This window comes from Vibrio maerlii (genome assembly GCF_003415655.1).
GTDB lineage: Bacteria > Pseudomonadota > Gammaproteobacteria > Enterobacterales > Vibrionaceae > Vibrio > Vibrio maerlii.
The window spans coordinates 46,398-70,566 of the sequence record NZ_QRHC01000014.1 but is presented as its reverse complement, the minus strand read 5'-3'; the positions used below and the strand labels follow the sequence as shown (position 1 = coordinate 70,566).

Genomic DNA, 24,169 nt, shown 5'->3' with positions numbered 1-24,169 from the left:
CTATGGCATTATTGAAAGCGGAAAACCTAGCAAAAACTTATGGCAAGCGTAAGGTTGTTACCGACGTTAGCCTCAAAGTTGAAGCCGGTCAGATCGTTGGTTTACTAGGCCCTAATGGTGCAGGTAAAACAACGTCGTTTTACATGATCGTTGGCCTTGTTGCTCGCGATGAAGGCCGCATCATGATTGATGACCACGACATCAGCATCTTGCCTATGCATAGTCGCTCGCGCCTTGGTATTGGTTACCTACCTCAGGAAGCATCGATATTCCGTAAGCTTTCTGTCGAAGATAACATCATGGCCGTTCTGCAAACGCGTAATGAATTGTCCAAGGAAGAGAAGCAAGACAAGCTTGAAGACCTACTGGATGAGTTCCATATTCAGCACATCCGCAAAAGCGCAGGTATGGCACTTTCCGGTGGTGAGCGCCGCCGTGTAGAGATCGCGAGAGCACTTGCTGCGAACCCTCAGTTTATCTTGCTTGATGAACCCTTTGCTGGTGTTGACCCGATCTCAGTTATTGATATCAAGAAAATCATCGAACACCTGCGTGACCGTGGGCTAGGTGTATTAATTACCGACCACAACGTACGTGAAACGTTAGACGTGTGTGAACGTGCTTATATCGTGAGCCAAGGGCACCTTATCGCTGAAGGTTCTCCTGAGGACGTTCTCAATAATGAGCAGGTTAAACAAGTTTATCTTGGCGAACAATTCCGACTATGATTAAAGTGTAGGTCTGAAATCCGCGTTCTTTCTTGCTAGTGAGCGCACAGATACTGCACAATTATTGATTAGAATAAACAGCAGAAAGCTGAGAACCATTACATACGTCGTCGATAAAACACGGAAAGTCAGCGCCCAAGGAAATAATAATAACAAGGTAATTAGTACTGAATGAAGGCATCATTACAACTCAAGCTAGGCCAACAATTAGCAATGACACCTCAGCTGCAGCAAGCGATTCGTTTGTTGCAACTGTCAACGCTTGACCTTCAACAAGAGATTCAAGAAGCACTAGATTCAAATCCACTGCTTGATGTCGAAGAAGGCGTTGAAGAACCGGCAAACCAAGAAGCCTCATCGAACGATGCCGAAAAGCCGACAACAAATGAACAAGAGGCTAGTGCCAGCAGCGAAGAGTTTGAAGCAACCGCGCAAGACAGCTCAGAGCTCATCGAAAAATCAGAAATCAGTTCTGATCTCGAAATGGATGCCAGTTGGGAAGATGTTTACAGCGCAAATACAGGTAATACTGGGATTGCCCTTGATGATGACATGCCAGTCTATCAAGGTGAAACTACCCAAAGCCTTCAAGACTACCTGCTTTGGCAACTCGACCTCACCCCTTTTTCCGAAACTGACCGTACTATCGCACTCGCGATCATCGATGCGATTGATGACTACGGTTACCTCACAGTTTCTCCTGAAGAGATCTTAGAAAGCTTCGGCAATGAAGAGCTAGAACTCGACGAAGTAGAAGCGGTTCGTAAACGTGTTCAACAGTTTGATCCTCTTGGTGTGGCATCAGTTAATCTTCAAGATTGTTTATTACTGCAGCTAGCGACATTCCCTATTGAAACACCTTGGCTTGCTGAAGCTAAAATGGTGCTCACTAATCATATTGATCAACTGGGTAATCGTGATTACAAACTGGTGATCAAAGAGAGTAAGCTCAAAGAAGCTGAGCTGCGTGAGGTACTCAAGCTAATTCAACAGCTCGATCCTCGCCCAGGTAGTAAGATCACTCCAGACGAAACCGAGTATGTGGTGCCGGATGTCTCTGTATTCAAAGACAATGGCAAGTGGGTAGTACACATCAACCCAGACAGTATTCCTCGCTTAAAGGTTAACCAGACATACGCTCAACTTGGCAAAGGTAACAGCGCAGATAGCCAGTACATCCGTACTAACCTTCAAGAAGCAAAATGGTTAATTAAGAGCCTTGAGAGCCGCAACGAGACATTATTGAAAGTAGCTCGCTGCATTGTTGAACATCAGCATGATTTCTTCGAACACGGTGAAGAAGCGATGAAACCGATGGTATTGAATGATGTTGCACTTGCTGTCGACATGCATGAATCAACCATCTCTCGCGTCACAACGCAAAAATTTATGCACACGCCAAGGGGTATTTTTGAATTGAAATACTTCTTCTCTAGTCACGTTAGTACGGACAATGGCGGCGAGTGCTCATCAACAGCAATCCGCGCACTGATCAAGAAGCTTGTTGCAGCTGAAAACATTGCCAAGCCTCTAAGTGACAGCAAAATTGCTGCATTACTTGCTGACCAAGGGATTCAGGTCGCACGCAGAACCATTGCAAAATACCGTGAATCTTTAGGTATCGCACCTTCAAGTCAGCGCAAACGCCTGCTGTAGGGCTAACAACAGAAGAAGGAAAGTCTATGCAAATCAATATTCAAGGCCACCATGTTGATCTAACCGATTCAATGCAAGACTACGTTCACCAAAAGTTTGATAAACTAGAACGTTTTTTCGACCATATAACCAATGTAAATGTTGTGCTCCGCGTAGAAAAAATTAACCAAATCGCAGAAGCAACACTTCATGTTAGCCAAGGTGACATTCATGCCACCGCAGAAGACGAGAGCATGTACGCTGCGATTGATTCGCTCGTAGACAAACTCGTCAGACAACTGAATAAACACAAAGAAAAACTAAACCAACACTAACCATGCAAATTAGCGAAGTATTATCACTGGACTGCACTAAAAGTGCAGTCCAGTGTACAAGTAAGAAACGAGCACTTGAGATGATCAGTGAGATCGTCGCTGAGCATACAGGGCAAAGCTCCACTGAACTGTTCGAGTGTATGTTAAGTCGAGAAAAAATGGGCAGCACGGGCATCGGCAATGGTATTGCTATCCCTCATGCTCGAATGTTCTCAAGTGATGAAGCTGTCGCAGTGCTTTTACAATGCCAAGAACCGATCGAGTTTGATTCCATCGATAATCGCCCTGTTGACCTTTTGTTCGCCCTTTTGGTCCCGGAAGATCAATGTAAGCAACACCTAAAAACACTCTCTTCCATGGCAGAGCGTCTCAATGACAAACAAGTTCTAAAGCAATTGCGTAAAGCTCAAAGCGATGAAGAACTTTATCAAGTGATGACAGCCCAGTAAGCTGCCCAAAAAAGAGAAGCAGATTTTGAATACTACCGCTCAAACTCCTTCACAAAAGATGCGCCTCGTTGTAATCAGCGGCCAATCCGGTGCAGGAAAAAGTGTTGCCTTGCGCGTACTTGAAGATCTCGGCTATTACTGTGTCGATAATCTCCCAGTCAATCTTTTTCAATCCTTTGTCGATTCGGTACAAGCGGGTAAGCAGAACGTTGCGGTAAGCATCGATATTCGCAACCTGCCAAAAGAAGAGTCAATGGTCACTAAGCAACTAGAACAGCTTAGGAAGCAGCTTGATGTTTGTGTGCTCTTTTTAGATGCAAGTGAACAAACTTTGCTTAAACGCTACAGCGAGACCCGTCGTATTCACCCCCTTTCTCTACAGAGTGAGAACACTTCTCTCGCCCAGGCGATCACCCAAGAACGTATCGCGCTTTCCTCAATGAAAGAACACGCAGATTTGGTTATCGATAGCAGTAATAAGTCGTTGCATGATCTGAGTGAGTCGGTACGAATCAAAGTCCTAGGGCGTGAAAAGCAAGAGTTGGTGATGGTATTCGAATCCTTTGGTTTCAAATACGGGCTACCGAACGATGCTGACTATGTCTTCGATGTTCGCTTCCTACCCAATCCACATTGGGAACCGAATCTGCGTCCTTTAACCGGTCTAGATAAACCTATCCAAGACTTTTTATCTGGTCACGACGAAGTTATTGGGGTTCAACGAGACATCCAGCAAGTACTCGGTAACTGGCTCCCTATGCTCGAAAAGAACAACCGCAGTTATTTAACCGTCGCGATTGGCTGTACCGGAGGTAAACACCGATCAGTGTACCTAACCGAACAGGTTGCACAGTACTTCAAATCTCAAGGTCATCAAGTTCAAATTCGTCACACCTCACTCGAACAACATCACAATCAGTGACCCAATAATATGCCAACGACTCGAACCGTTTTAATTCAAAACAAGCTCGGCCTTCATGCTCGAGCAGCAATCAAACTCGTCGAACTTGCACAAAGCTATGATGCGACACTAACCTTAATCAATCATGAAGATAGAGAAGTCACCGCTGACAGTGTGATGGGTTTACTGCTCCTTGAGTCCGCTCAAGGTGAACACGTGACAATCAATGCAGAAGGAGCCCAAGCTCAAGAAGCACTAACCGCGGTCTGCGATCTTATCGAAAACAAGTTTGAAGAAGACGAGTAACCCCTAAGGACATTTAATTCGTCTATTTAACAATATCTTATTAAATAGCGATTAGAATTAAGTTACTATTCGATCATTATTCATATCCACCTTCAGGGGGCATAAATGGCAGAGCAATTAGAATTTGACCAAGCCCACCAAACTCTCCAAGAAGTTAGCGAAGCGCTAGAAAACGGCCGATTTGTCCATGTACGTAGACAACTTCAAGACATGGAACCGGAAGACATCGCACACCTGCTTGAAGCTTCCCCACGTAAAAGCCGTGATGTTCTTTGGCAATTAACTGATCCAGAAGATTACGGTGATATCCTCGACGAACTCAACGAGGACGTAAAAGACAGCCTTGTATCCAAAATGGCACCGGAGAAGCTTGCGGAAGCGACTGAGGGTATGGATACCGATGACCTTGCTTACGTACTTCGTAGCTTACCTGACGACCTTTCTCGCGAAGTTCTATCGCAGATGGACAGCGATGAAAGGCACCGAGTTGAGACCGCCCTATCCTATCCTGAGGATACTGCCGGTGGTTTGATGAACACCGATGTTATTACTATCCGTAGTGACGTCGAGATCGAAGTAGTCTTGCGTTACCTGCGTATGAAAGGTGAGTTGCCAGAAGCAACCGATGCTCTATATGTTGTCGACGAAGATGGTGAGCTCACCGGTCATCTGTCTCTCATGACTATTCTGACTACTCAGCCAGACGTAAAAGTTTCAGAAGTCATGGATGATGCCGACGAAGCGATCTCGGTCGATACTAGTGCTACCGATGTCGCTAGCCTGTTTGAGCGTCGTGACTGGGTATCTGCACCTATCGTTGATGATAAGCACCACCTAGTTGGCCGTATCACCATCGATGACGTGGTTGATGTTATTCGTGAAGACGCTGAGCACTCAATGATGAGTATGGCTGGTATGGATGACGAAGAAGATACCTTCGCACCCGTAGTAAAGTCCGCACGCAAGCGCAGTGTGTGGCTTGGTGCCAATGTGCTTGCGGCTCTAGCTGCAGCGTCTGTTTCCAACATGTTTGAAGCCACACTAGACCAAATGGCTGCTATAGCTGTCTTAATGACTATCGTGCCATCGATGGGCGGTGTTGCAGGTAACCAAACCGTGGCACTGGTTATTCGTGGCCTTGCGTTAGGTCATATCGGTGACAGTAACAAGCGTGAACTTCTACTAAAAGAAGCGGCAATCGGCTTCTTAAACGGCTTGCTATGGGCACTGATCATCGGTGGTATTGTTGTCGTTTGGAAGGGGAACTGGATGCTTGGCGGCATCATTTCCGCAGCTATGATGACTAACTTATTGGTAGCAGGTATCGCAGGTGTAACCATTCCAATTATGCTCAAGAAGATGAACATCGACCCTGCCCTTGCCGGGGGGATGGCATTGACGACCGTGACGGATGTGATTGGTTTATCTGTGTTCTTGGGCCTAGCGACGATTTTGATATAGAGCTAGAGAGCTAGAGAGCTAGAGAGCTAGAGAGCTAGAGAGCTAGAGAGCTAGAGAGCTAGAGAGCTAGAGAGCTAGAGAGCTAGAGAGCTAGAGAGCTAGAGAGCTAGAGAGCTAGAGAGCTAGAGAGCTAGAGAGCTTATAAATTTGGAGGGTTGACGTGAATACGTCAACCCTCTTTTTTCAAAGAAGTTATGGTTCTAGAGCGCAGCGCCTCGAAATCTAGAACCTTTGCTTCTACTCCCCAGCAATCTTCATAGACTCAATCAAGATAGAGCCGGTTTGGATCTGTGAGCGTGTCTCAACGTCGTTACCCACAGCAACGATTTGTTGGAACATATCTTTAAGGTTACCTGCAATAGTGATTTCTGATACTGGATATTGGATTTCACCATTTTCAACCCAGAAACCTGCTGCACCTCGCGAGTAATCGCCCGTTACGGTATTCACACCTTGGCCCATCACTTCCGTAACCAATAGACCTGTGCCTAACTCTTTAAGCATTTGCTCGAAGTTTTGACCCGTCGATTTCACAAACCAGTTATGAATACCACCAGCATGGCCGGTAGGCTGCATTTTCATCTTGCGAGCAGCGTAGCTCGTTAGAAGATAAGTCGCTAATGTACCATCAGTAATGATTGAGCGCTTGTGTGTTGCTAAACCTTCGCTATCGAATGGGCTTGATGCTAGACCACGTAGCACATGAGGGTTCTCTTCAATATTGAACCAATCAGGGAGGATTTTCTTGCCTAGATGATCAAGTAGAAAAGACGCTTTACGATATAGATTCCCACCACTAATCGCCATCGTTAGATGCCCCATTAGGCCAGTAGCGACATCTGCGGCAAACATCACTGGGAATTGACCCGTCGATAGCTTCTGCGCATCCAAACGAGATAAGGTTTTCTCTGCAGCTTGCTGTCCAACGATTTCAGGTGTCCATAGGTCATCAACGTGGCGAGCAACCGTGTAGCTGTAGTCACGCTCCATCTCACCATTGTTACCATGGCCAATCACACAACAGCTCGTGCTGTGACGGCTTGATGCTACGCTGGCTAATAAACCATGGCTGTTACCATATACCTTAAGACCGTAGTGGCTGTCGTAGCTCGCGCCATCACTCTGCTTAATCCTATCGCTGATGCTGAGCGCTTTGTTCTCTGCAGCAATCGCAATTTCTGCAGCTTTATCTGGGTCTGGTGTATCCGGGTGGAATAGATCCAGGTCTGGGATCTCTTTTACCATTAACTCTTCAGGGCCAGGACCCGCGTATGGGTCTTCAGAGGTGTACTTTGCAATATCCAATGCAGCGGCGACCGTTTCATGAATCGCTTTTTCGCTTAGGTCTGAAGTTGATGCACTACCCTTACGCTGACCGCGATATACCGTGATACCCAACGCACCATCACTGTTGAACTCCACGTTTTCCACTTCGCACATACGAGTTGAAACACTCAAGCCTGTCGACTTAGTGATAGCAACTTCAGCTGCCTCAGCGCCAACAGCAGCCAACTCTAATGCTTGAGCTACTGCGGATTCTAGTTCTTTCTGTTGCTGAGCAACCTGTGCTTTTACATCCATATTATCTTTATCGTCATATTAATATTCGAAGATTGTCTATTAGAATAACAAGCTTTTAGCCAACACCCCATAATTCTTGCTAAAATAGCTGACATAAGTAACCAATCAGACAGAAATCATGGCACGTAAAAACCAGAAAGCTCCTTGGGAAGAGGAAGAAGAGATCATTTGGGTTAGCAGAACCGAAATGAAAAACGACATGGAAGACCTGCAAAAGCTCGGTGAAGAGTTGGTTGGATTAAAACCGGCAGTCCTTGCTAAGTTCCCTCTAACGGAAGACCTAGCAGAAGCCATCGCTGACGCTCAGCGCTTCAAAAACGAAGCTCGCCGTCGTCAATTACAATACATCGGCAAGCTTATGCGTTTTGTTGACCCTGAACCAATCCAAGCGGCACTAGACAAAGTACGTAATAAGCACTCACAAGCAACAGCGGTATTGCACAAGCTAGAAGCGCTTCGCGACCGTGTAGTCGAGGAAGGCGATAGCGCTATTACAGACGTGATGGAACTATATCCATCTGCAGACCGTCAGCGCCTACGTCAGCTAGCTCGCCAAGCAGCAAAAGAGAAGAAAGCAGGTAAACCAGCAAAAGCGTACCGTGAAATCTTCCAGGTTCTTAAAGAACTGAATGAAGAAGAGTTTTAATTTAGAACGCTTCGCTGCGAGATTGTAGAACGGACTTCGTCCTACAGAACGCTTTGCTTCTAGAAGCAAAAAAGGATTGATGTGAAAACATCAATCCTTTTTAAATATCCGCACCTAAACAACTGACGTCGTCCTATAGCGCTTTCCCAAATCAGATTCCCTATCTCGTTCGTGACCTCACTGTAGGGAATGACGAATTTAGATTTATGTGCAGGACTTACTCTGTGCCACCCACAGTGATTGAGTCTAGCTTCAGCGTTGGCTGACCAACACCAACTGGAACACTCTGACCTGCTTTACCGCAGACACCGACGCCACGGTCAATACTCAGATCGTTACCTACCATAGACACTTGCTGCATCGCTTCGATACCAGAGCCGATTAGAGTTGCACCTTTCACAGGCGCAGTAATCTTACCATCTTCAATCAGGTAAGCTTCTGATGCCGAGAATACGAACTTACCTGAGGTTATATCAACCTGGCCACCACCAAAGTTTGGCGCATACAGACCTTTCTTCACCGTCGAGATTATCTCTTCTGGAGTGTGTTGACCCGGCAGCATGTAGGTATTTGTCATACGAGGCATAGGCAGGTGAGCATAAGACTCACGGCGACCATTACCTGTTGGGTTAACCCCCGTCAAACGCGCATTCAACTTATCTTGCATGTAGCCTTTTAACACACCATTTTCAATTAGCGTGTTGTACTGACCGTTAACGCCCTCATCATCAATATTTAGAGAACCACGCAGATCTTTCATTGTGCCATCATCAACAATAGTACAAAGCTCAGAAGTCACCTGTTCACCAATCTTTCCAGAGAATACCGAAGACTCTTTACGGTTAAAGTCACCTTCAAGGCCGTGACCAACAGCCTCATGAAGTAACACACCTGGCCAGCCAGAACCGAGTACAACAGGCATCGTTCCAGCAGGAGCCGCTACGGCTTCTAGATTAACCAGCGCCATGCGAATCGCTTCGTCCGCATAATCAAAAGCCACCTTCTTATCACCGCTCATATTGAGTAAGAAGTCATAACCAAAGCGGCCACCACCACCAGAGCTACCACGTTCACGGCGATCGCCTTTCTTCGCTAACACACTGATAGAAAGACGAACCAAAGGGCGAACATCACCTGCGAAGGTACCGTCAGTTGCCGCCACCAGCATTTGCTCATATACACCACTTAGGCTGATCGATACTTCTTCAATCAAAGGCTCTTTCGCTCTGATGTAAGCATCAAGTTCTTTAAGAAGGTCAATCTTTTGCTGTTTCTCCCAGCTCTCTAATGGATTTACCGCTTGGTAATACGCTTGATTCTCTGTGCGTTTAAACGCCTGAACCTTGCCGTTCTGACCTTGCTGAGCAATACCGCGAGCAGCAATCGCACTCTGCTTTAAACCTTCCAAGTTAATTTGGTCAGAATAAGCAAAGCCGGTCTTCTCTCCCGTTACGGCACGAACACCTACGCCACAATCGATGTTGAAAGAGCCATCTTTGATAATGCTATCTTCAAGCACCAGCGATTCATGCCAACTAGATTGGAAATAGATATCAGCATAATCAATCTGACGCGTTGCGATCATCGCAAGCGTATCGGCAACGTCTTGTTCACTTAATCCACTAGGATTAAGAAGCGCATCTTGAATACGGTTGGTGCTCATTAGTTATTCTCTTTAAATTTATTTTCAAAACGGGCATGACTTTGAATTGGCATGTCCCTTTTTAGTGGCTCTATTTGGCCAAGATCGATCTCTACTAGCAGAGTATCAGGTTTTTGGTCCAATTGCTGAATTACACGTCCCCAAGGATCAATCACCATCGAGTGTCCCCAGGTTCTACGCCCGCATGGATGAGTTCCACCTTGGCCGACTGCGACAATAAAGCATTGGTTCTCAATTGCTCGGGCACGCAGCAGTACCTCCCAATGCGCCTCTCCAGTCACTTCGGTAAAGGCTGCCGGTACGGTAATGATATCTGCGCCTTGGCGAGCGAGCTGGTTAAATAAGTGAGGGAAGCGCAGGTCGTAACATATACTCAACCCAAGATTAAAGCCGTCGCGCTTAGCTACAACGACATTCGAGCCTGCCTCAAAGGTTTCAGATTCACGATAGCGCTGATGGCCATCAGCAACGTCAACATCAAACATGTGCAGCTTGTCGTAGTGATCGGCTAAACCTCTGGGAGTAAAGAGTAGCGACGTCGTCATGACCCTCTCATGATTTCGTACCGGCATAGAACCTATCAGTAAATCAATGTTCAGTTCTTCTGCCAGTACTGCAAGGTGATTTTGAATAAGGCCAGCGCCAAGAGGTTCTGCATAATGATGATAGTCTGCGCGACTCCCAAACACGATGGCGTTTTCTGGTGTCACGATAAGCTTAGCTCCAGCCAATGCTAACTGACGAACACAACGTTCGATGTACTCAACATTTGATTCAGGATCAGAGCCAGATGTCATCTGAACAATGCCAATCATCAATTTTGTGCTCATTATCCCTCCTTGAATAAATCAGCTTATCCAGAGCTACTTAGACGCTTTCTCTTTGAAGTCACTTGGTAGCGAGTACTCACCTTTACTACGAGAAATCTCGGTTACGGTTGGGGAATCAAGCGGTCCCTTGACGGAATAGTTAACCTCAGTAAAGACCTCGACCACTGGAGAAATCACCGTGGTAATTGCGAGTACGTAAAGCGCTGTTTGTGGCGTTACCGCAAAGGCGGTCAGTACAGGAATGCCAGAGGTAATATCTGGTGTAAAGTCCACTTCGGCATCCACAGTTCGAGTATTCAAGTCGGCCAGGCCTCGAATATTCATCTCACCGGCGACGGCGTCCATCTTAATATTGTTGGTCACAAATACACCGCGGTCGAGCTCACCACTGCCGCTAATTGAATTAAATGCCATACCTTTATCGAACACGTCGGTAAAATCGAGCTGCATCTTGCGAATGATAGAGTCGATACTAAACAGACCAAGGAGACGCGCTGCACCACTGACATCTGAGATGACCCCTTTGCCAAACTCCGATGCTAGCTTGCCATTCATCGTATTCACCTTAGGAGACCAAGGTGCACCATCCCAATTTAAGTCGCTATTAAGCTCAAACGGGGCTTTTTGAATACCAGAAGAAATACCAAAACGTTCCATTAGCTCTGAGTTGTTCTTACTTTTCACCTTAAGGTTAAAGTTGGTTTGACTCACTTGATCATTAAGCAGCCAATCGCCATTAATATTGACCTCGTTATCACCACTCTTAAAGGCGATCTCTTTCCACTCAATGCGATCTTGTTTGCGCTGCATATCAACCTTCGCAGTACCAACCTTATAGCCTTGCAGCCAGAAATCATCAATCGATAGCGTCAGGTTAGGCAGCTGTTGATGAAGCTGGCGGTCTAGGCTAGAAATCAATGGTTGGCTCAAGTCAGTTGAAGGTAGGTTATCGCCTTCTTCCATCTCATCTAGAGCAGGTATATTGATGTGTAGTCGCTCTAGCGCAACATTAAGGTCATAGGGTGCTAAGTAGCTTGCTTGGCCTTTGGCCTGGGCACTGTCTAATGTGAACTCCCATTGCATTGCTTTCTTGCGAGCTCGGAAATCAACATCGTTCCAATCGGTACTGGCTAGTTTGAGATCTTTAACCTGAGCATTGATGCGTTGTGGGGTCGGAATTTCTGGTGTCTGCATGGAAGAAACGACACTCGTCTCTTTAGGCGCACCTTGGCTTATTAGGGCAATCCAATCATCTAGATTAAACTGATTCATACGCACCAATGCATGGTGTCCCACTACAGGGCTGACTCTAAACGCACCTTGGCCGAGAACGAGGTTGGTTCCTTCAATCACAGGGATCTCACCCGTAATATCGATCTCGGCTTGATATTTAGCATTCGGCAATTGTAAGCGCGAAGATATGGTCTCTTGATTGCCAGAAGCTTGTAGGCGAGCAGACCCTTTTTCGCCAAAATCTTTGGCTAATGGTGCTGGTAGCTTACTTCCTAAAGTGACTAAGTCCGCCTTTACATCCAATTGGTAAGTAAAACCGACATCATTAAGCTGTAGGTCGACACCGGCATTCCAAACAGAGTGGCCTGTTAGCTGGGATAGCCATCGAGATCCAACATACGGCTCAAGAGGCTTTGGTTTCCAATCCCCTTTCACATCAATATCAACACCGTAACCTTGGGCTTGATTCTCTCCTTGGAAAGCAATCGCGACTTTTTGATCCAATAAATCAGCATCCAAGGCCTTTGCGGTCACCACGTCATTATCAAATTCAATACGCCCTTTAACACCTTCGAGCGTCATAGGTGGTGCATCAATCTCAACGTGGTTTCCAAGTAAGTCAGCAAAACCCCAAGCTCTAGCATCTTCATTTTCAGAGAATGGGATGTAAAGCTGAAACTCCGAATACACATCACCACTGACATCAACAGCTGTCAGTGCGGCGCCAACAGAATCGACCAAGGGAGATGATGTCATATAGTTGCGAACATCAGTCCCTTCGGCAGTCGCCTTGGCTTCAATCTCAATATGACCATCCCCGGCTAAATCGGGTATACGACCAGTAATACGGCTAGCAGAGATATCCATCAACTGAGCTGAGCTCGAATCAAGATGCATTTCAGCGTTTTGGAACAATAGATCCAGCTGTAAATCGTTGATTACCGGCCACGTCGTATCAAAGCTAAATTTTGCCTGTTTGAGTGGGACAAACGCCTGGAACATGCCGTTATTGTCGGCATAAGGAAAATCACCCAGCTCACCATACCATAGCAACTTTGATGTGATGGCTCTGCCACCTTGTATGGCTGTAGATAAGTAATCCGTTAGACTTTGACCCAATGCTAGCGTTGGCAAGTATCGCCATGTTTGGCTCGCATTGTAGAGGTCAGCTTCAGCATAGAACGACAGAAACGGGGAGCGGTCATTTGGAAAATCGAGCCTAAAGGCCCCAAGCACCTGAAGATCTGGCGTAGCAGCGGTAACCTTATCAGCCCACAAACGCCAACCTTGTTCGTCGCTCTCCCACACGATATCTACCTGCCCTTGCTTAATCATCAAGGGTGCCTGAAACACATCGGCGTAAGGCAAGGTGTCATCAATCAATGACAGCTTCACACTGGCTTTGCTTGGTGTGCCGGCGAGAATGGCTGATGCATGATGAACCTCAGGTAACAGCTCCCATTGAGCCATACCTAAATTAGTAATAGACGCGGAATACTTTAATTCTTCACCTTTCAATTGCGACAAACGAATGTCTTCAACTAAACCATGAGGCGAGAGTTCTTCAAGAAAATCACTGGTTCCTTGCTGCTCAGGTACTAGATCTAGAAGGGGAAGCAGGTAGTTAACTTCGATTTGTGAGATGTTGCCTATCCAACCTTGCTCACTCATTCGCAACACGGCATCAAGCTCTGGCCATTCATCACTGTTGGTTCGGGCATTAAGTTGGTGAACACTTACCTCTATGTCACTATCATTGAATGGTTTAAGTTCAACAACACCAGATTCTACAATCAGCTCTTGCTGCTCACTCGCTTCGTCCACACGCCAGATTAGTTCTGAAGGTTGCAGTTCAACCATACCGCTCACAGGACGGCTACGCTTTAATGTTAACCAACTATCAAAGCTAACATGGCCTTCCTCAATACCCGTTTCAGAGCGCAGGAAAGTCGTTAACCATTGACCAATACGAATGTTTTCGGCTTGAACAAAAAAATCACCGCTAATATCGACGAGAGAACCATGGTCTTCAAAGTTAGCGGAGACGGACAAAGAGTTGATTGTCGTGCCGGCAACGCTTATCAAGCCTTCAGCTAAGTGGTAGTGGCCATCATTTTCCCATTTGAGGCTATCAAGCTCTAGCGTACGAATATCGCCTGAGATTGCTTTGTAAGTGATACGCGAATCATACAAATAGAATTGATTAAGTTGTCGTAACAATAAATTATCAAGCTGTTTAACAAGGTTCTGCCCACCCTTTCTCTCACCTGAAGAAGGTTCTTGTTGGGTAGACTCATCATTAAATAGGTCGATAGAACTGACATCGAGTGTCATTTGTGACAAGCGAAGATCAGCGATCTTAGGGGTTAAATTTAGGATTGATGAGATAAGGTCAAACTCTACGATCACTTCGTCAAGTGAAAATTGAATATCACTACTTGTTGATGCTTGAGCCTCGATCCCCTTCAGGACTAAAGATGGGTGTGTATTACGCCAATACCCCTCAACCGAGCTGATATTAAACTCGATGCCAGTACCTTTGGTTACCCAAGCATCAATCTCATCTTTATAATCATTCAGCTTAGGTAGCGTTACTCGTAGAGACGTAACAATTATGGCCAGTAAGACCATTGCGATCATTACTAGCCATAATAGGGCTTTCAATATACGGGTTGTAAAGGCTGTCACACAGTCTCCATTACATCATGACAACGTCAAACTGCTCTTGAATATAAAGAGGTTCAGCCTGAATCTTCACTTGCTTACCGATAAATACTTCGAGCTCAGCCAGCGCATGTGACTCATCCCCTTCAAGAGTTTCAGCGACTGCAGGCGATGCATAGACAACAAACTTATCTGCGTCATATGCTCGGTTTACACGTGTGATTTCACGGAGGATTTCAAAACAAACAGTCTCTACCGTCTTCACGCTTCCTCGACCTTCACAGGTTGGACAAGTCGAACACAGAACATGTTCAATACTTTCGCGAGTACGCTTACGCGTCATCTCTACTAAGCCCAACTGAGTAAAACCATTGATGTTAGTTTTCACGCGATCTTTGCTTAGGGCAGCTTCAAGTGACACAAGTACTCGATTTCGATGTTCATCTGAGGCCATATCGATGAAATCGATAATGATAATACCACCTAAGTTACGTAAGCGAAGCTGACGTGCAATCGCCTGAGTCGCTTCAATATTGGTATTGAAGATCGTCTCTTCAAGATTACGACGACCAACAAACGCACCAGTATTGATATCGACTGTCGTCATTGCTTCAGTTTGATCGATAATCAGGTAACCGCCAGACTTAAGCTCTACCTTACGATCGAGTGAGCGCTGAATCTCGTTCTCGGTGTCGTACATATCAAAGATAGGTTTGTCACCTTCATAAAGAGCCAGCTTATCAGTCAGCTCTGGAACATACTCAGAGGTAAACTCCTTGAGGTTCTCAAACTCTAGGCGAGAATCAACCTGGATACGGCTTAGCTCTGTGCCGACAAAATCACGCAAGATACGTTGAGAGAGGCCAAGCTCGCCATAAAGTGTTGAACGTGTTTTGTACTTCTTACGACGCTCAATCACCTTTAGCCACAAGCGCTTCAAAAATGCTGCATCTTGCGCCAGTTCTTTTGCATCTGCACCTTCAGCTGCAGTACGAATGATAAAGCCACCGTTCTCGTCACAATAATCAGCAACCACTTTCTTCAGTCGCTTTCGCTCACACTCACTCTCAATACGCTGAGATACACCTACATGGCTAGCACCAGGCATAAAAACGAGATAGCGAGAAGGGATAGTGATATCGGTGGTTAGGCGTGCACCTTTGGTACCCAGTGGGTCTTTGACAACTTGCACCACAATATCCTGACCCTGGCGAACCAACTCAGAAATATTATGGGTTTGGAATTGCTGTTTTTCGTTCTCGGCCACACACTCAGTATGAGGAACGATATCAGAGGCATGAAGAAACGCCGCTTTCTCTAGACCAATATCGACAAAAGCGGCCTGCATACCAGGCAGTACACGGCTCACACGGCCTTTATAGATATTCCCGACGATGCCTCGTCGTGCTTCACGCTCAATATGGATTTCTTGTAAAACGCCACTCTCTATCATCGCAACACGAGTCTCGCTCGGTGTTACGTTCAGTACCAGTTCAGCACTCATAGTGCACCTCAATGTAGGAAATTTTAAATGAATTCGTGCAATAGCTGCTCGGTTTCAAAGAGAGGTAGGCCTACAACGGCATAGTAGCTTCCATCAATTCGAGTAACAAAGCGTCCACCTAGGCCTTGAATGCCGTAGCTGCCCGCTTTATCACAAGGCTCTCCTGAGTCCCAATATTGTTTTATTTCTTGTTCTGTCAGGGACTTAAACCAAACATCGGTCTTAACCATGACCGATTTTATTTTTTGTTCTGTTGCAATAGTCACTGCGGTCATGACTTGGTGTTTACCAGATGAAAGACGCATTAACATATGCTTAGCATCTAGGTAATCCGTAGGCTTTTCAAGTACTTTTTCACCTGCGACCACAATGGTATCAGACCCAATAACCACACTACCTGCGGATGTTAACTTCAAACCGGCTAACGCTTTATCCTTTGATAGTCTGACAACATAATCGCTCGGTGATTCCCCAAGCTGTTGCGTCTCTTCAACATCGGGCTTAACGATGTCGAACTGATACCCAAGTTGCTCAAGCAGTTCCTTTCTTCGTGGTGAGCCAGAAGCTAAAACCAGTTTCAATTGGGCGGTCATTATTGGGTCCTATTTAATTAACTATCTAGTCTAACGTATATGCCAATGGCGTCTCACACGGCGCATCAACAAGAATAACCATGGCCATAAGATGCAATCAATCACACTGCTCCACAAGGTCATGGTATTCAGAGTCACATCTTGAATTAGGTATTCACCAAAGAAGATAAGTAGCTCCGAGAGTACTGATAACACACCAACCAACACCGCCTGTTGCCACAGAGCCATGTTGCGAATCACCAAGAAGTTCAAAGCAACTAGGTAAATGGTGATAGCCATCATCATGCCACGAATACCTAAGGTTGAACCAACGAGTAGGTCCCACAATAAACCCAGCACCAATGCCGTCCCAACGTTCACGCGATGTGGTAGCGCCAGAACCCAATAAAAAGTGACAAGTAGCAACCAAGATGGACGCAAGAACTCGAGCACACCTGGCCAAGGAATGGTCTGTAGTATCAGAGCGATAAAGAATGACAACCAAATAATGATTCGATTACGGAAGATATTACCGCTCGCCATGTGTCTCTCCCTCAGCGTTCATTGTTGCTAACGCCTCTTCAACCTGTTCCTTGCGGCCTTCGTTTGGCCAAATCAACAGCAAGTAACGTAAACGATCGAATTCCACGACAGGGTCGGCTTCGATGGTGGCAAATGGTTTGCGATTGTCTTTCTCAACTCGGTTTACGTATGCCACAGGATAACCCTCTGGGTACACGCCACCTAAGCCTGACGTCACTAACAAATCACCTTCAATGATGTCTGTGCTGGTAGGAATATGTTGCAGCGTAATCTGGTCAACGTGCGCATTACCCGTCGCAATCACTCGAATATCGTTACGAACCACCTGGACAGGAATCGCGTGACTACTATCCGTAAGCAGCAAAACTCGACTGTTATGCGCTCCAACATAAGTCACCTGACCGACAACACCCTTCTCATTCAGAACTGGCTGACCTTCATAAACACCGTCAATGTAGCCTTTATCGATCACAACTTGGTGCGTGTATTGTGAGGTATCCACCGCCATGACCTCAGTGACTACCTTCTGCTCATCTCGAACAAACGATGAGCCAAGTAGGCTTCTTAGGCGTTGGTTTTCTTCTTGATATTGCTCAAGCAGCAACAAGTCATTTTTTAGCTCAAGAACATCACGTCTCAGCTGAGTGTTCTTCTTTAATAGGGTTTGACGACTGTCTAAACGCTCGTAAAGACCATCAAACATAGAGCGAGGGGTGTTAGCAAGATATTGAATTGGCGCCACGGCACTATTCAATAAATGACGTACGCTTGAGAATGTGTCTAAACGACTATCAGCCAGCATAAGGCTGGCTGATATCATGACGGCAAAAAACAGACGCAGTTGCAGAGAAGGGCCCCTGCCAAAAATAGGTTTCATCTATCTACTTGATCCTGATTTTCTCTCTGTTTTTGAGCAATGTTAGATAGCTTTACGACAACGGTACGATAAGTCCTTTCATGGTATGAGTTGAACAATCACGCTCTCGCAAAGCCCGAACCAATTACTCTTCAGAGAAGAGATCACCACCGTGCATATCGATCATCTCTAACGCTTTACCGCCACCAAGTGCAACACACGTTAGCGGTTCTTCAGCCACTACGACTGGGATGCCAGTCTCTTCTGTCAGTAGACGATCAAGGTCGCGCAGTAGTGCACCACCACCAGTAAGAACCATACCGTTTTCGGAGATATCAGACGCTAGCTCTGGTGGACACTGTTCTAGTGCAACCATAACGGCAGATACAATACCCGTTAGAGGCTCTTGAAGTGCCTCTAAGATCTCATTTGAGTTCAGAGTAAAGCTACGTGGCACACCTTCAGCAAGGTTACGACCACGAACTTCGACTTCCTGAACTTCTTCACCTGGGTACGCAGAGCCGATTTCATGTTTGATCTTTTCAGCGGTTGCTTCACCAATCAGAGAACCGTAGTTACGGCGCACATAGTTGATGATCGCTTCATCAAAACGGTCACCACCGATACGCACAGAAGAAGAGTACACAACACCATTTAGAGAGATAACAGCAACTTCTGTCGTACCACCACCGATATCTACTACCATCGAACCCGTAGGCTCAGAGACACGTAGACCTGCACCAATTGCGGCTGCCATTGGTTCATCAATGAGGTATACCTCACGAGCACCGGCACCCAGTGCTGACTCACGGATCGCACGACGCTCAACTTGCGTTGAACCACAAGGAACACACACAAGAACACGAGGGCTTGGCTTAAGGAAGCTGTTGTCATGCACTTGCTTAATGAAGTGCTGCAGCATTTTCTCGGTCACGTAGAAGTCGGCGATTACACCATCTTTCATAGGACGAATTGCTGAAATGTTACCAGGAGTACGACCCAGCATTTGCTTAGCCGCGTGACCCACTGCTGCAACGCTTTTGGCAGAACCTGCACGGTCCTGACGGATAGCTACAACAGAGGGTTCGTCAAGAACAATACCTTGTCCTTTTACGTAAATAAGAGTGTTGGCAGTACCTAAGTCAATCGATAGGTCGTTTGAAAACATGCCACGAAGTTTTTTGAACATATCCTTCGCTCATCCTGCAAGAATTAGAAGATAAAAAATTGCACTAAATGTACCAATGCCTTGCAATTACAGCAAGGCATTGGGAAGGAAACATGGGCTGAATACCCCATTTTCTTACAAATTCCTGACTAAAGCCCAGAAAATGACATTTTTCTTGATTTAGAGACCCGGTTCGCCGCGATAGATAACCCTATCATTACCACGGTGAATGCCAAAGGTGACCACCGTCGACGGGTTTTCCTCGTCGGTTTGGTTTTGATCCCAATCGAACATTAGCCACGGCATTGGATTATCTGTTGAGTCTAGCTCTTGCCATATTTCGACTTGTTCTCTAGTCTCTGTGGTTTGTTCCGCAATGAACTCATTAGAAACGCCACGAATGATATCAGCCTCTCCACTTAACGTTGCTGTCGTCGTAGCACCTGCCGGCCAGATGACTTCAGCATCCGCTTCTTCAGCTTCGATATCGGTAAAACTATCCGCATCATTACGAACAAATGTCACACCATTCCAATATTCAACTTGAAGCGGAACGGTAATTCGACTTCCTGAAACACCACCAGCATCACTCAAATTCACTCGACCATACACAACTCGTGGGTGATCACCAGGCAACTCTTCTCTCACTACATCATCAGGATCATTTGCATCAGATTTGAACTGCACTGGGTCACCAGCAAGTGATGGTGATATTTCAATGAACGTAAGGCGTTCCGTACTACCGTCAAAGTCACTACTATTCACATTGAAGGGACCATCCGCGACAAAATCTGTTCTTTTAGACCAGCTAATCTCTGAACTAGACAGTTGCCAACGACTTCCAGTGTAAGATGACACTGTCGATAGACTACCCGCATCAGCATTAACTATACGTTCATCGTCATCATCTAGAGAAAATACAGCTTGGAGATCAGCGGCAAATTCACCATAGTTTGTCGTTTCATTGTCTAAGAAACTATAGGCTGCTACTTCAGCTTCAACACTGCCGAACTCTTGATTCATATAGGTGAAACTTTGATTGTCTGGATCATTCCAACTGTTGCTAACAACAGTAAAGTAATCAGGATAGAAGCGACCAATGGTTTCAGTATCAGTATCAAGAGCCATAGATAAATAGGTTGCTGACGTTTCTAAGTCGAAACTTCCAACTTCATCCCAGAAGCTCTGAGTGGTAACTTTTACATCAATATCGCTAGAGGAGAAGTTTCCTTCTTCGATATTTGGTAGAGCATCCGGGTCATGAACCAATGGATAAACTACAGAGGTACTAACTGATAATGGACCATTATCCTTTGCATAATTAGTAGCGATAGGATAAGCACATTTACCACCACCAGTCACAAAATCAGCGTACACTATTGGGCGATAAGTGATATTAAACTCAGCACCGGCTGGCATAAAACCTAATCCCGAATCAGTTGTTCCTCTATTGGTAAAAACCTTCGATTTGTGTTCGGACTTAACTTCACATATTGCAATCTTCCATGGGCGAACTTTTAGTGTGAATGCCCCCTGTAAAGTACTCCCGTCTATAGGGCAGTCATCCTCTACAGCAGTTGAGCAATCAAAGTCCTCATCAGTAACTTTTACAACTACTTCCCCAGAGTTATTAAAGCGCACACTACTTGGACTTTCCTCATCGGTCATACCAGAGCCGAAAACTAAATCTGTAAGAGAAAAGTCCCCAGCACCACCTTCTGGGTGGACTAAGATACTCACGTCATCGTTAGTAAGAGTTTTGTTGTAGTTTAGTACTTCTGAACCACCACTATTACAACCCAACACCCGAGCATCTATTCTTGCTTCCCTTCCAGCTGTAAATGAAACTACACTTTGATCACTATAACCTTCTTCTCCTGGTTCTACCCAATCTACACCATTATTTTTAAAATCGATTTTGTATGGTACATAAACCATATCTTGGGGATCTGCTTGTAATGATGAACTACCTAGGGCAAGAATTGCATTCAACGTGTAATCACCAACATTTTGAGTAGTGTTAGAAACTTTGTATATGGCTTTGCCTTCAGAGTCTGAAGGTGTCGACTCCAACAGTGTCAAGCCTGTAGGTAAAATTAACTCCGGGGTATATCCAGAGAGCTCACCCTCCCCTTCGAGGATAACTTGTACTTCCGATACATCACAAATCAGATGAAAATTAAACGGTTTGATCGTTATCTTATCAATCTGAGGACTAGGATTAGTTCCACAGTTTTCCAAAGGTTGCGCATTAATATAGCTGTCTTTGTGCGCATTAAAATTAATAATTGGGGCAGTCAATGCCCCCGTCATTTCAAACCGATGCGCACTGCCTGTATTAAAACCAACACTTGCAGCGCTAGGTGATACATACAAGTTACCAATGAATCGTAAGTCATGTGTTTTTTCTGGATAAAAATAAGAAGCGCTGCCATGACCAATTAAGGTTAAATCAGCAGGGTTGAAGCCTGACTCATCTTCACTGCCATCCCATTTACCTGCATTAAGGTATAATTTGTGTTTTTGGTTAAACTTAATCGAATTGTAATGAATAATCGTAGTATTTTTTACCGCTATACTGACTTCTTTATTGTTAAAATTTAACTCCCCTATCCAGTACTCTCCTCCAGCCAAAACCAAAGTTGTTTTATCATCATCAAATGATATGGATCTGTAATTACCGGGTCTTAACGGGGAATCCAAAGTATACTCATCCCTATCAACTTCGATATCATCACCTTGTGGTTCAAATGCATTTTCATTTGGCGGCCCATCAGGAAATAAGTTACGGGTGGCATCTACAAGACATCTACCGTTTGAATTCTGCCCATCTGAATAATAACAACCATTTTTATCATCACCACTCACAATAGAACTTGAGAAAGCAAGAGCTTGATCTTTTGTTAAATGTTCAAGATTCAATCGGTTACCCTCATTGTCACTACTAGATATGTTTAGGTATCCATCCCAAGGTACCCACTCATTGCCTGATTGATAATATCGGTTAGACTGAACCGCTTCAGGGAAGTAACGACAACTATCAAACTCCAACTGAGATTCTTCAAAGGCAAAAAAACCGACTTTCTCTGGTTTATGCCCACGTTCAGTGGCATCTTCATCAATAATGAAACTAACTCCACTTTCTTCGATGTCGCACCTTCGTAGCCACCCACCATATCCTCCAGAACGCTCTTGTTTGTTACCTATAACACCATCAATATTGACCAAATCTGTCGTTGCAAATTCATTACAGCTATTGGCTAATGAGCCTCCGTTTGATTGGCGGCGAGTTGTAAAATCATTGCGAAACTGCATCTTGAAGCCATTTGAATACAAGACATCTGAAGGATCTGAGGCCAAAAAAGCAACTTTCTCTTCAGCATAGTTATGTGAATCGTCATAAGAACCTGATAGTTCTAAAAACAAATCGACAGAACGATTTCTTTGATAATTAGTAGGTTGAGGTAAACGCCCAGAAGTCATCCACTTACCCAGGTTTCTATTTGACTGAATTTGATGCAAGAGGACGGGGTCACCGCTATCGAAATTATCCAATCCAAAGTTAGAGAAAAGTTCATTGGTTGCTGAAGCACCATTTTGACGCCTTCCAATTTCAGCAGTATTGACGAACCCTGCGACCAATTTATGGCCATCAATCTCAACAATACCGGGCTCAATGATTAGATAGGAAATCGATGTCATTTCCTTTCGACGAAACCCGTTACCGTCAGTTAATACTGAATGTTGGTCGATAGTAACGCTAGTTGAATTCGAGTTGAGCTCGGATTGAATATACAAACGGGAAGGAGCATCAGTATCTGGATCATTTTCATCTATAGTTGGCATAACGAAGACGAGTGGCGTGAATTCATATTCAATAGAAGGATCAAAATCGATGGTACATGGCATCGATGTACACTCTTTAACACCGAACTCGTACTTAGCAGGATCTGCATAATCTGTTGGATTTTCGGCGTCTTGTATACATGAAGGTAAAGACCACTTTTCCCTCTGCTCATGTACCCAACCTTTTGAGCCCTTGCCGTCCATACTAAGATCAAAGTTCTCTTTAGTATCAATCAGCTGCCACCCTTGAGCATTAACATTCAAGTAGTAATAAAAGTCACCAATAACATCACCGTCGCGCCAACCTCTCGGAAAGAACAAAATCTTAATCTGATTGACATCATTTTGATCGACTTCAGGTGCATAAAAAATTGCGCTATCTCGGCTCTGAGACCATAACTCAAGTGTATGACCACCATCTGGTTTATCTAAGTCGTGGTTGTGAGACAAATACAGAGTATCAACATCAGTTTCTATCACCTCTCCCGATCGAAGCTCTTCAAAGTGATAAGTCGCTTCAATTGTGAACTCCTCATCAAGGCGTATTTCCTCTTCACACATATATGGCAGCTCTTGCGGCACGGAAGGCAGTCGCCCACCTAATGAGCCTCCACCATCAAAGTTCAGAGTATTAGTAACGATTGAACCTGAAACATGGCTGTTGTTAATTTGAAGGTATTTTTTAGAAAGGATATGAGCATCAATAACACCCTTTGCGTTTATGAACTTTGTATCTTCTTTGGTAACAATTACTAGATCATCTGGGTTGCCAGAAGAAACAATAATTTCACCGCCATCGAGAGTAAAGACATCAGCATAAAGTGTAGAAGGCGCTGTAACAGTTAGCTTATCTCCTGATGTTAATTGAACCTCTTGGGTTGCTTTATATACGCCGCCAGAAAGTGTGCCTGAACGATCTTTTAAATTAATACCTTGAGCTCCTTCAGGAGCATCAAAATCAGGAGAATCATCTAACTTGTAATCCTTGTCAGCTTTACACTCCGTATCAATACATGAGCTAGAATGGTTATTATCAAAGTCGCCGTCTTTATCGTACCCAATCAAGTTACCATTGACAGCACCAGCTATTTGCCCCGAACTATTAAATTCCACTTTAGGTTTCTGTTTATCCCAGGTTTGAGCAGAAGTTCTCGGCCGCTCATCATTCGGTAGTGGCCAATCGGCACCTGCATAAGTCAAATAAGGTATTAGGCCCAACAGGGACAAAAAAATGAATCTGATTGTCAT

General features: G+C 45.1%; 18 protein-coding genes. 8 read left to right on the top strand and 10 right to left on the bottom strand.

All coding sequences use genetic code 11. From position 1 onward, the window contains the following. The first annotated feature begins 2 nt into the window (after positions 1-2). The 7 genes from lptB to mgtE all read left to right on the top strand — a co-directional run bounded on the left by lptB (position 3) and on the right by mgtE (position 5,815). Positions 3-728, top strand: a complete 726-nt coding sequence (lptB, locus tag DPF91_RS19425; protein WP_117236097.1) for an LPS export ABC transporter ATP-binding protein — start codon at positions 3-5, stop codon at positions 726-728. Between the two features lie 171 nt (positions 729-899). Next, complete coding sequence (locus DPF91_RS19420; RefSeq protein WP_117236096.1) at positions 900-2,384, top strand: RNA polymerase factor sigma-54; 1,485 nt, start codon at positions 900-902, stop codon at positions 2,382-2,384. 26 nt (positions 2,385-2,410) lie between these two features. Then, a complete protein-coding gene (gene hpf / locus DPF91_RS19415) occupies positions 2,411-2,698 on the top strand; it encodes a ribosome hibernation promoting factor (protein ID WP_117236095.1) in 288 nt (95 codons plus the stop codon). Positions 2,699-2,700: 2 nt separating this feature from the next. Continuing rightward, a complete protein-coding gene (gene ptsN / locus DPF91_RS19410; RefSeq protein WP_117236094.1) occupies positions 2,701-3,147 on the top strand; it encodes a PTS IIA-like nitrogen regulatory protein PtsN in 447 nt (148 codons plus the stop codon). Between the two features lie 58 nt (positions 3,148-3,205). Further along, positions 3,206-4,069: an RNase adapter RapZ gene (gene rapZ, locus DPF91_RS19405; RefSeq protein ID WP_117236130.1), complete on the top strand. Its 864-nt coding sequence runs from the start codon at positions 3,206-3,208 to the stop codon at positions 4,067-4,069. A 9-nt stretch (positions 4,070-4,078) separates the two neighbouring features. Beyond that, the gene (locus tag DPF91_RS19400; RefSeq protein ID WP_117236093.1) at positions 4,079-4,354 is read left to right on the top strand and encodes an HPr family phosphocarrier protein; all 276 of its coding nucleotides are present in this window, start codon (positions 4,079-4,081) and stop codon (positions 4,352-4,354) included. 105 nt (positions 4,355-4,459) lie between these two features. Continuing rightward, complete coding sequence (mgtE, locus tag DPF91_RS19395) at positions 4,460-5,815, top strand: magnesium transporter (RefSeq protein WP_117236092.1); 1,356 nt, start codon at positions 4,460-4,462, stop codon at positions 5,813-5,815. A gap of 237 nt (positions 5,816-6,052) precedes the next feature. On the opposite strand, the gene pmbA is transcribed toward mgtE, so the two are convergent. Next, a complete protein-coding gene (gene pmbA / locus DPF91_RS19390) occupies positions 6,053-7,396 on the bottom strand; it encodes a metalloprotease PmbA (RefSeq protein ID WP_117236091.1) in 1,344 nt (447 codons plus the stop codon). 118 nt (positions 7,397-7,514) lie between these two features. On the opposite strand from pmbA, the gene yjgA reads away from it, so the two are divergent. Further along, entirely contained in the window at positions 7,515-8,042 is a 528-nt protein-coding gene (gene yjgA / locus DPF91_RS19385) for a ribosome biogenesis factor YjgA (RefSeq protein WP_117236090.1), read from the top strand. A 217-nt stretch (positions 8,043-8,259) separates the two neighbouring features. Here the strand turns inward: yjgA and tldD are convergent, their stop codons facing one another. The 9 genes from tldD to DPF91_RS19340 all read right to left on the bottom strand — a co-directional run bounded on the left by tldD (position 8,260) and on the right by DPF91_RS19340 (position 24,169). After that, positions 8,260-9,705 carry a metalloprotease TldD gene (gene tldD / locus DPF91_RS19380; RefSeq protein WP_117236089.1) on the bottom strand — a complete coding sequence of 482 codons (1,446 nt, stop codon included), beginning with the start codon at positions 9,703-9,705 and terminating at the stop codon, positions 8,260-8,262. Beyond that, positions 9,705-10,535, bottom strand: a complete 831-nt coding sequence (locus DPF91_RS19375; RefSeq protein ID WP_117236088.1) for a carbon-nitrogen hydrolase family protein — start codon at positions 10,533-10,535, stop codon at positions 9,705-9,707. Before DPF91_RS19375 ends, tldD begins: the two co-directional genes overlap by 1 nt. Positions 10,536-10,568: 33 nt before the next feature. Then, positions 10,569-14,456 (bottom strand): YhdP family protein, encoded by a 3,888-nt coding sequence (locus tag DPF91_RS19370; protein WP_117236087.1) that lies wholly within the window; start codon positions 14,454-14,456, stop codon positions 10,569-10,571. A gap of 10 nt (positions 14,457-14,466) precedes the next feature. Next, positions 14,467-15,936 carry a ribonuclease G gene (gene rng / locus DPF91_RS19365; protein ID WP_117236086.1) on the bottom strand — a complete coding sequence of 490 codons (1,470 nt, stop codon included), beginning with the start codon at positions 15,934-15,936 and terminating at the stop codon, positions 14,467-14,469. Positions 15,937-15,959: 23 nt separating this feature from the next. Beyond that, positions 15,960-16,529, bottom strand: coding sequence for a Maf family protein (locus tag DPF91_RS19360; protein ID WP_117236085.1), 570 nt, complete (start codon positions 16,527-16,529; stop codon positions 15,960-15,962). Positions 16,530-16,559: 30 nt separating this feature from the next. Further along, complete coding sequence (mreD, locus tag DPF91_RS19355) at positions 16,560-17,051, bottom strand: rod shape-determining protein MreD (protein ID WP_117236084.1); 492 nt, start codon at positions 17,049-17,051, stop codon at positions 16,560-16,562. Further along, entirely contained in the window at positions 17,038-17,928 is an 891-nt protein-coding gene (mreC, locus tag DPF91_RS19350) for a rod shape-determining protein MreC (RefSeq protein WP_117236083.1), read from the bottom strand. Before mreC ends, mreD begins: the two co-directional genes overlap by 14 nt. A gap of 124 nt (positions 17,929-18,052) precedes the next feature. Then, positions 18,053-19,096 carry a rod shape-determining protein gene (locus tag DPF91_RS19345; protein ID WP_117236082.1) on the bottom strand — a complete coding sequence of 348 codons (1,044 nt, stop codon included), beginning with the start codon at positions 19,094-19,096 and terminating at the stop codon, positions 18,053-18,055. A 159-nt stretch (positions 19,097-19,255) separates the two neighbouring features. Then, positions 19,256-24,169 carry a DUF6701 domain-containing protein gene (locus DPF91_RS19340; RefSeq protein ID WP_117236081.1) on the bottom strand — a complete coding sequence of 1,638 codons (4,914 nt, stop codon included), beginning with the start codon at positions 24,167-24,169 and terminating at the stop codon, positions 19,256-19,258.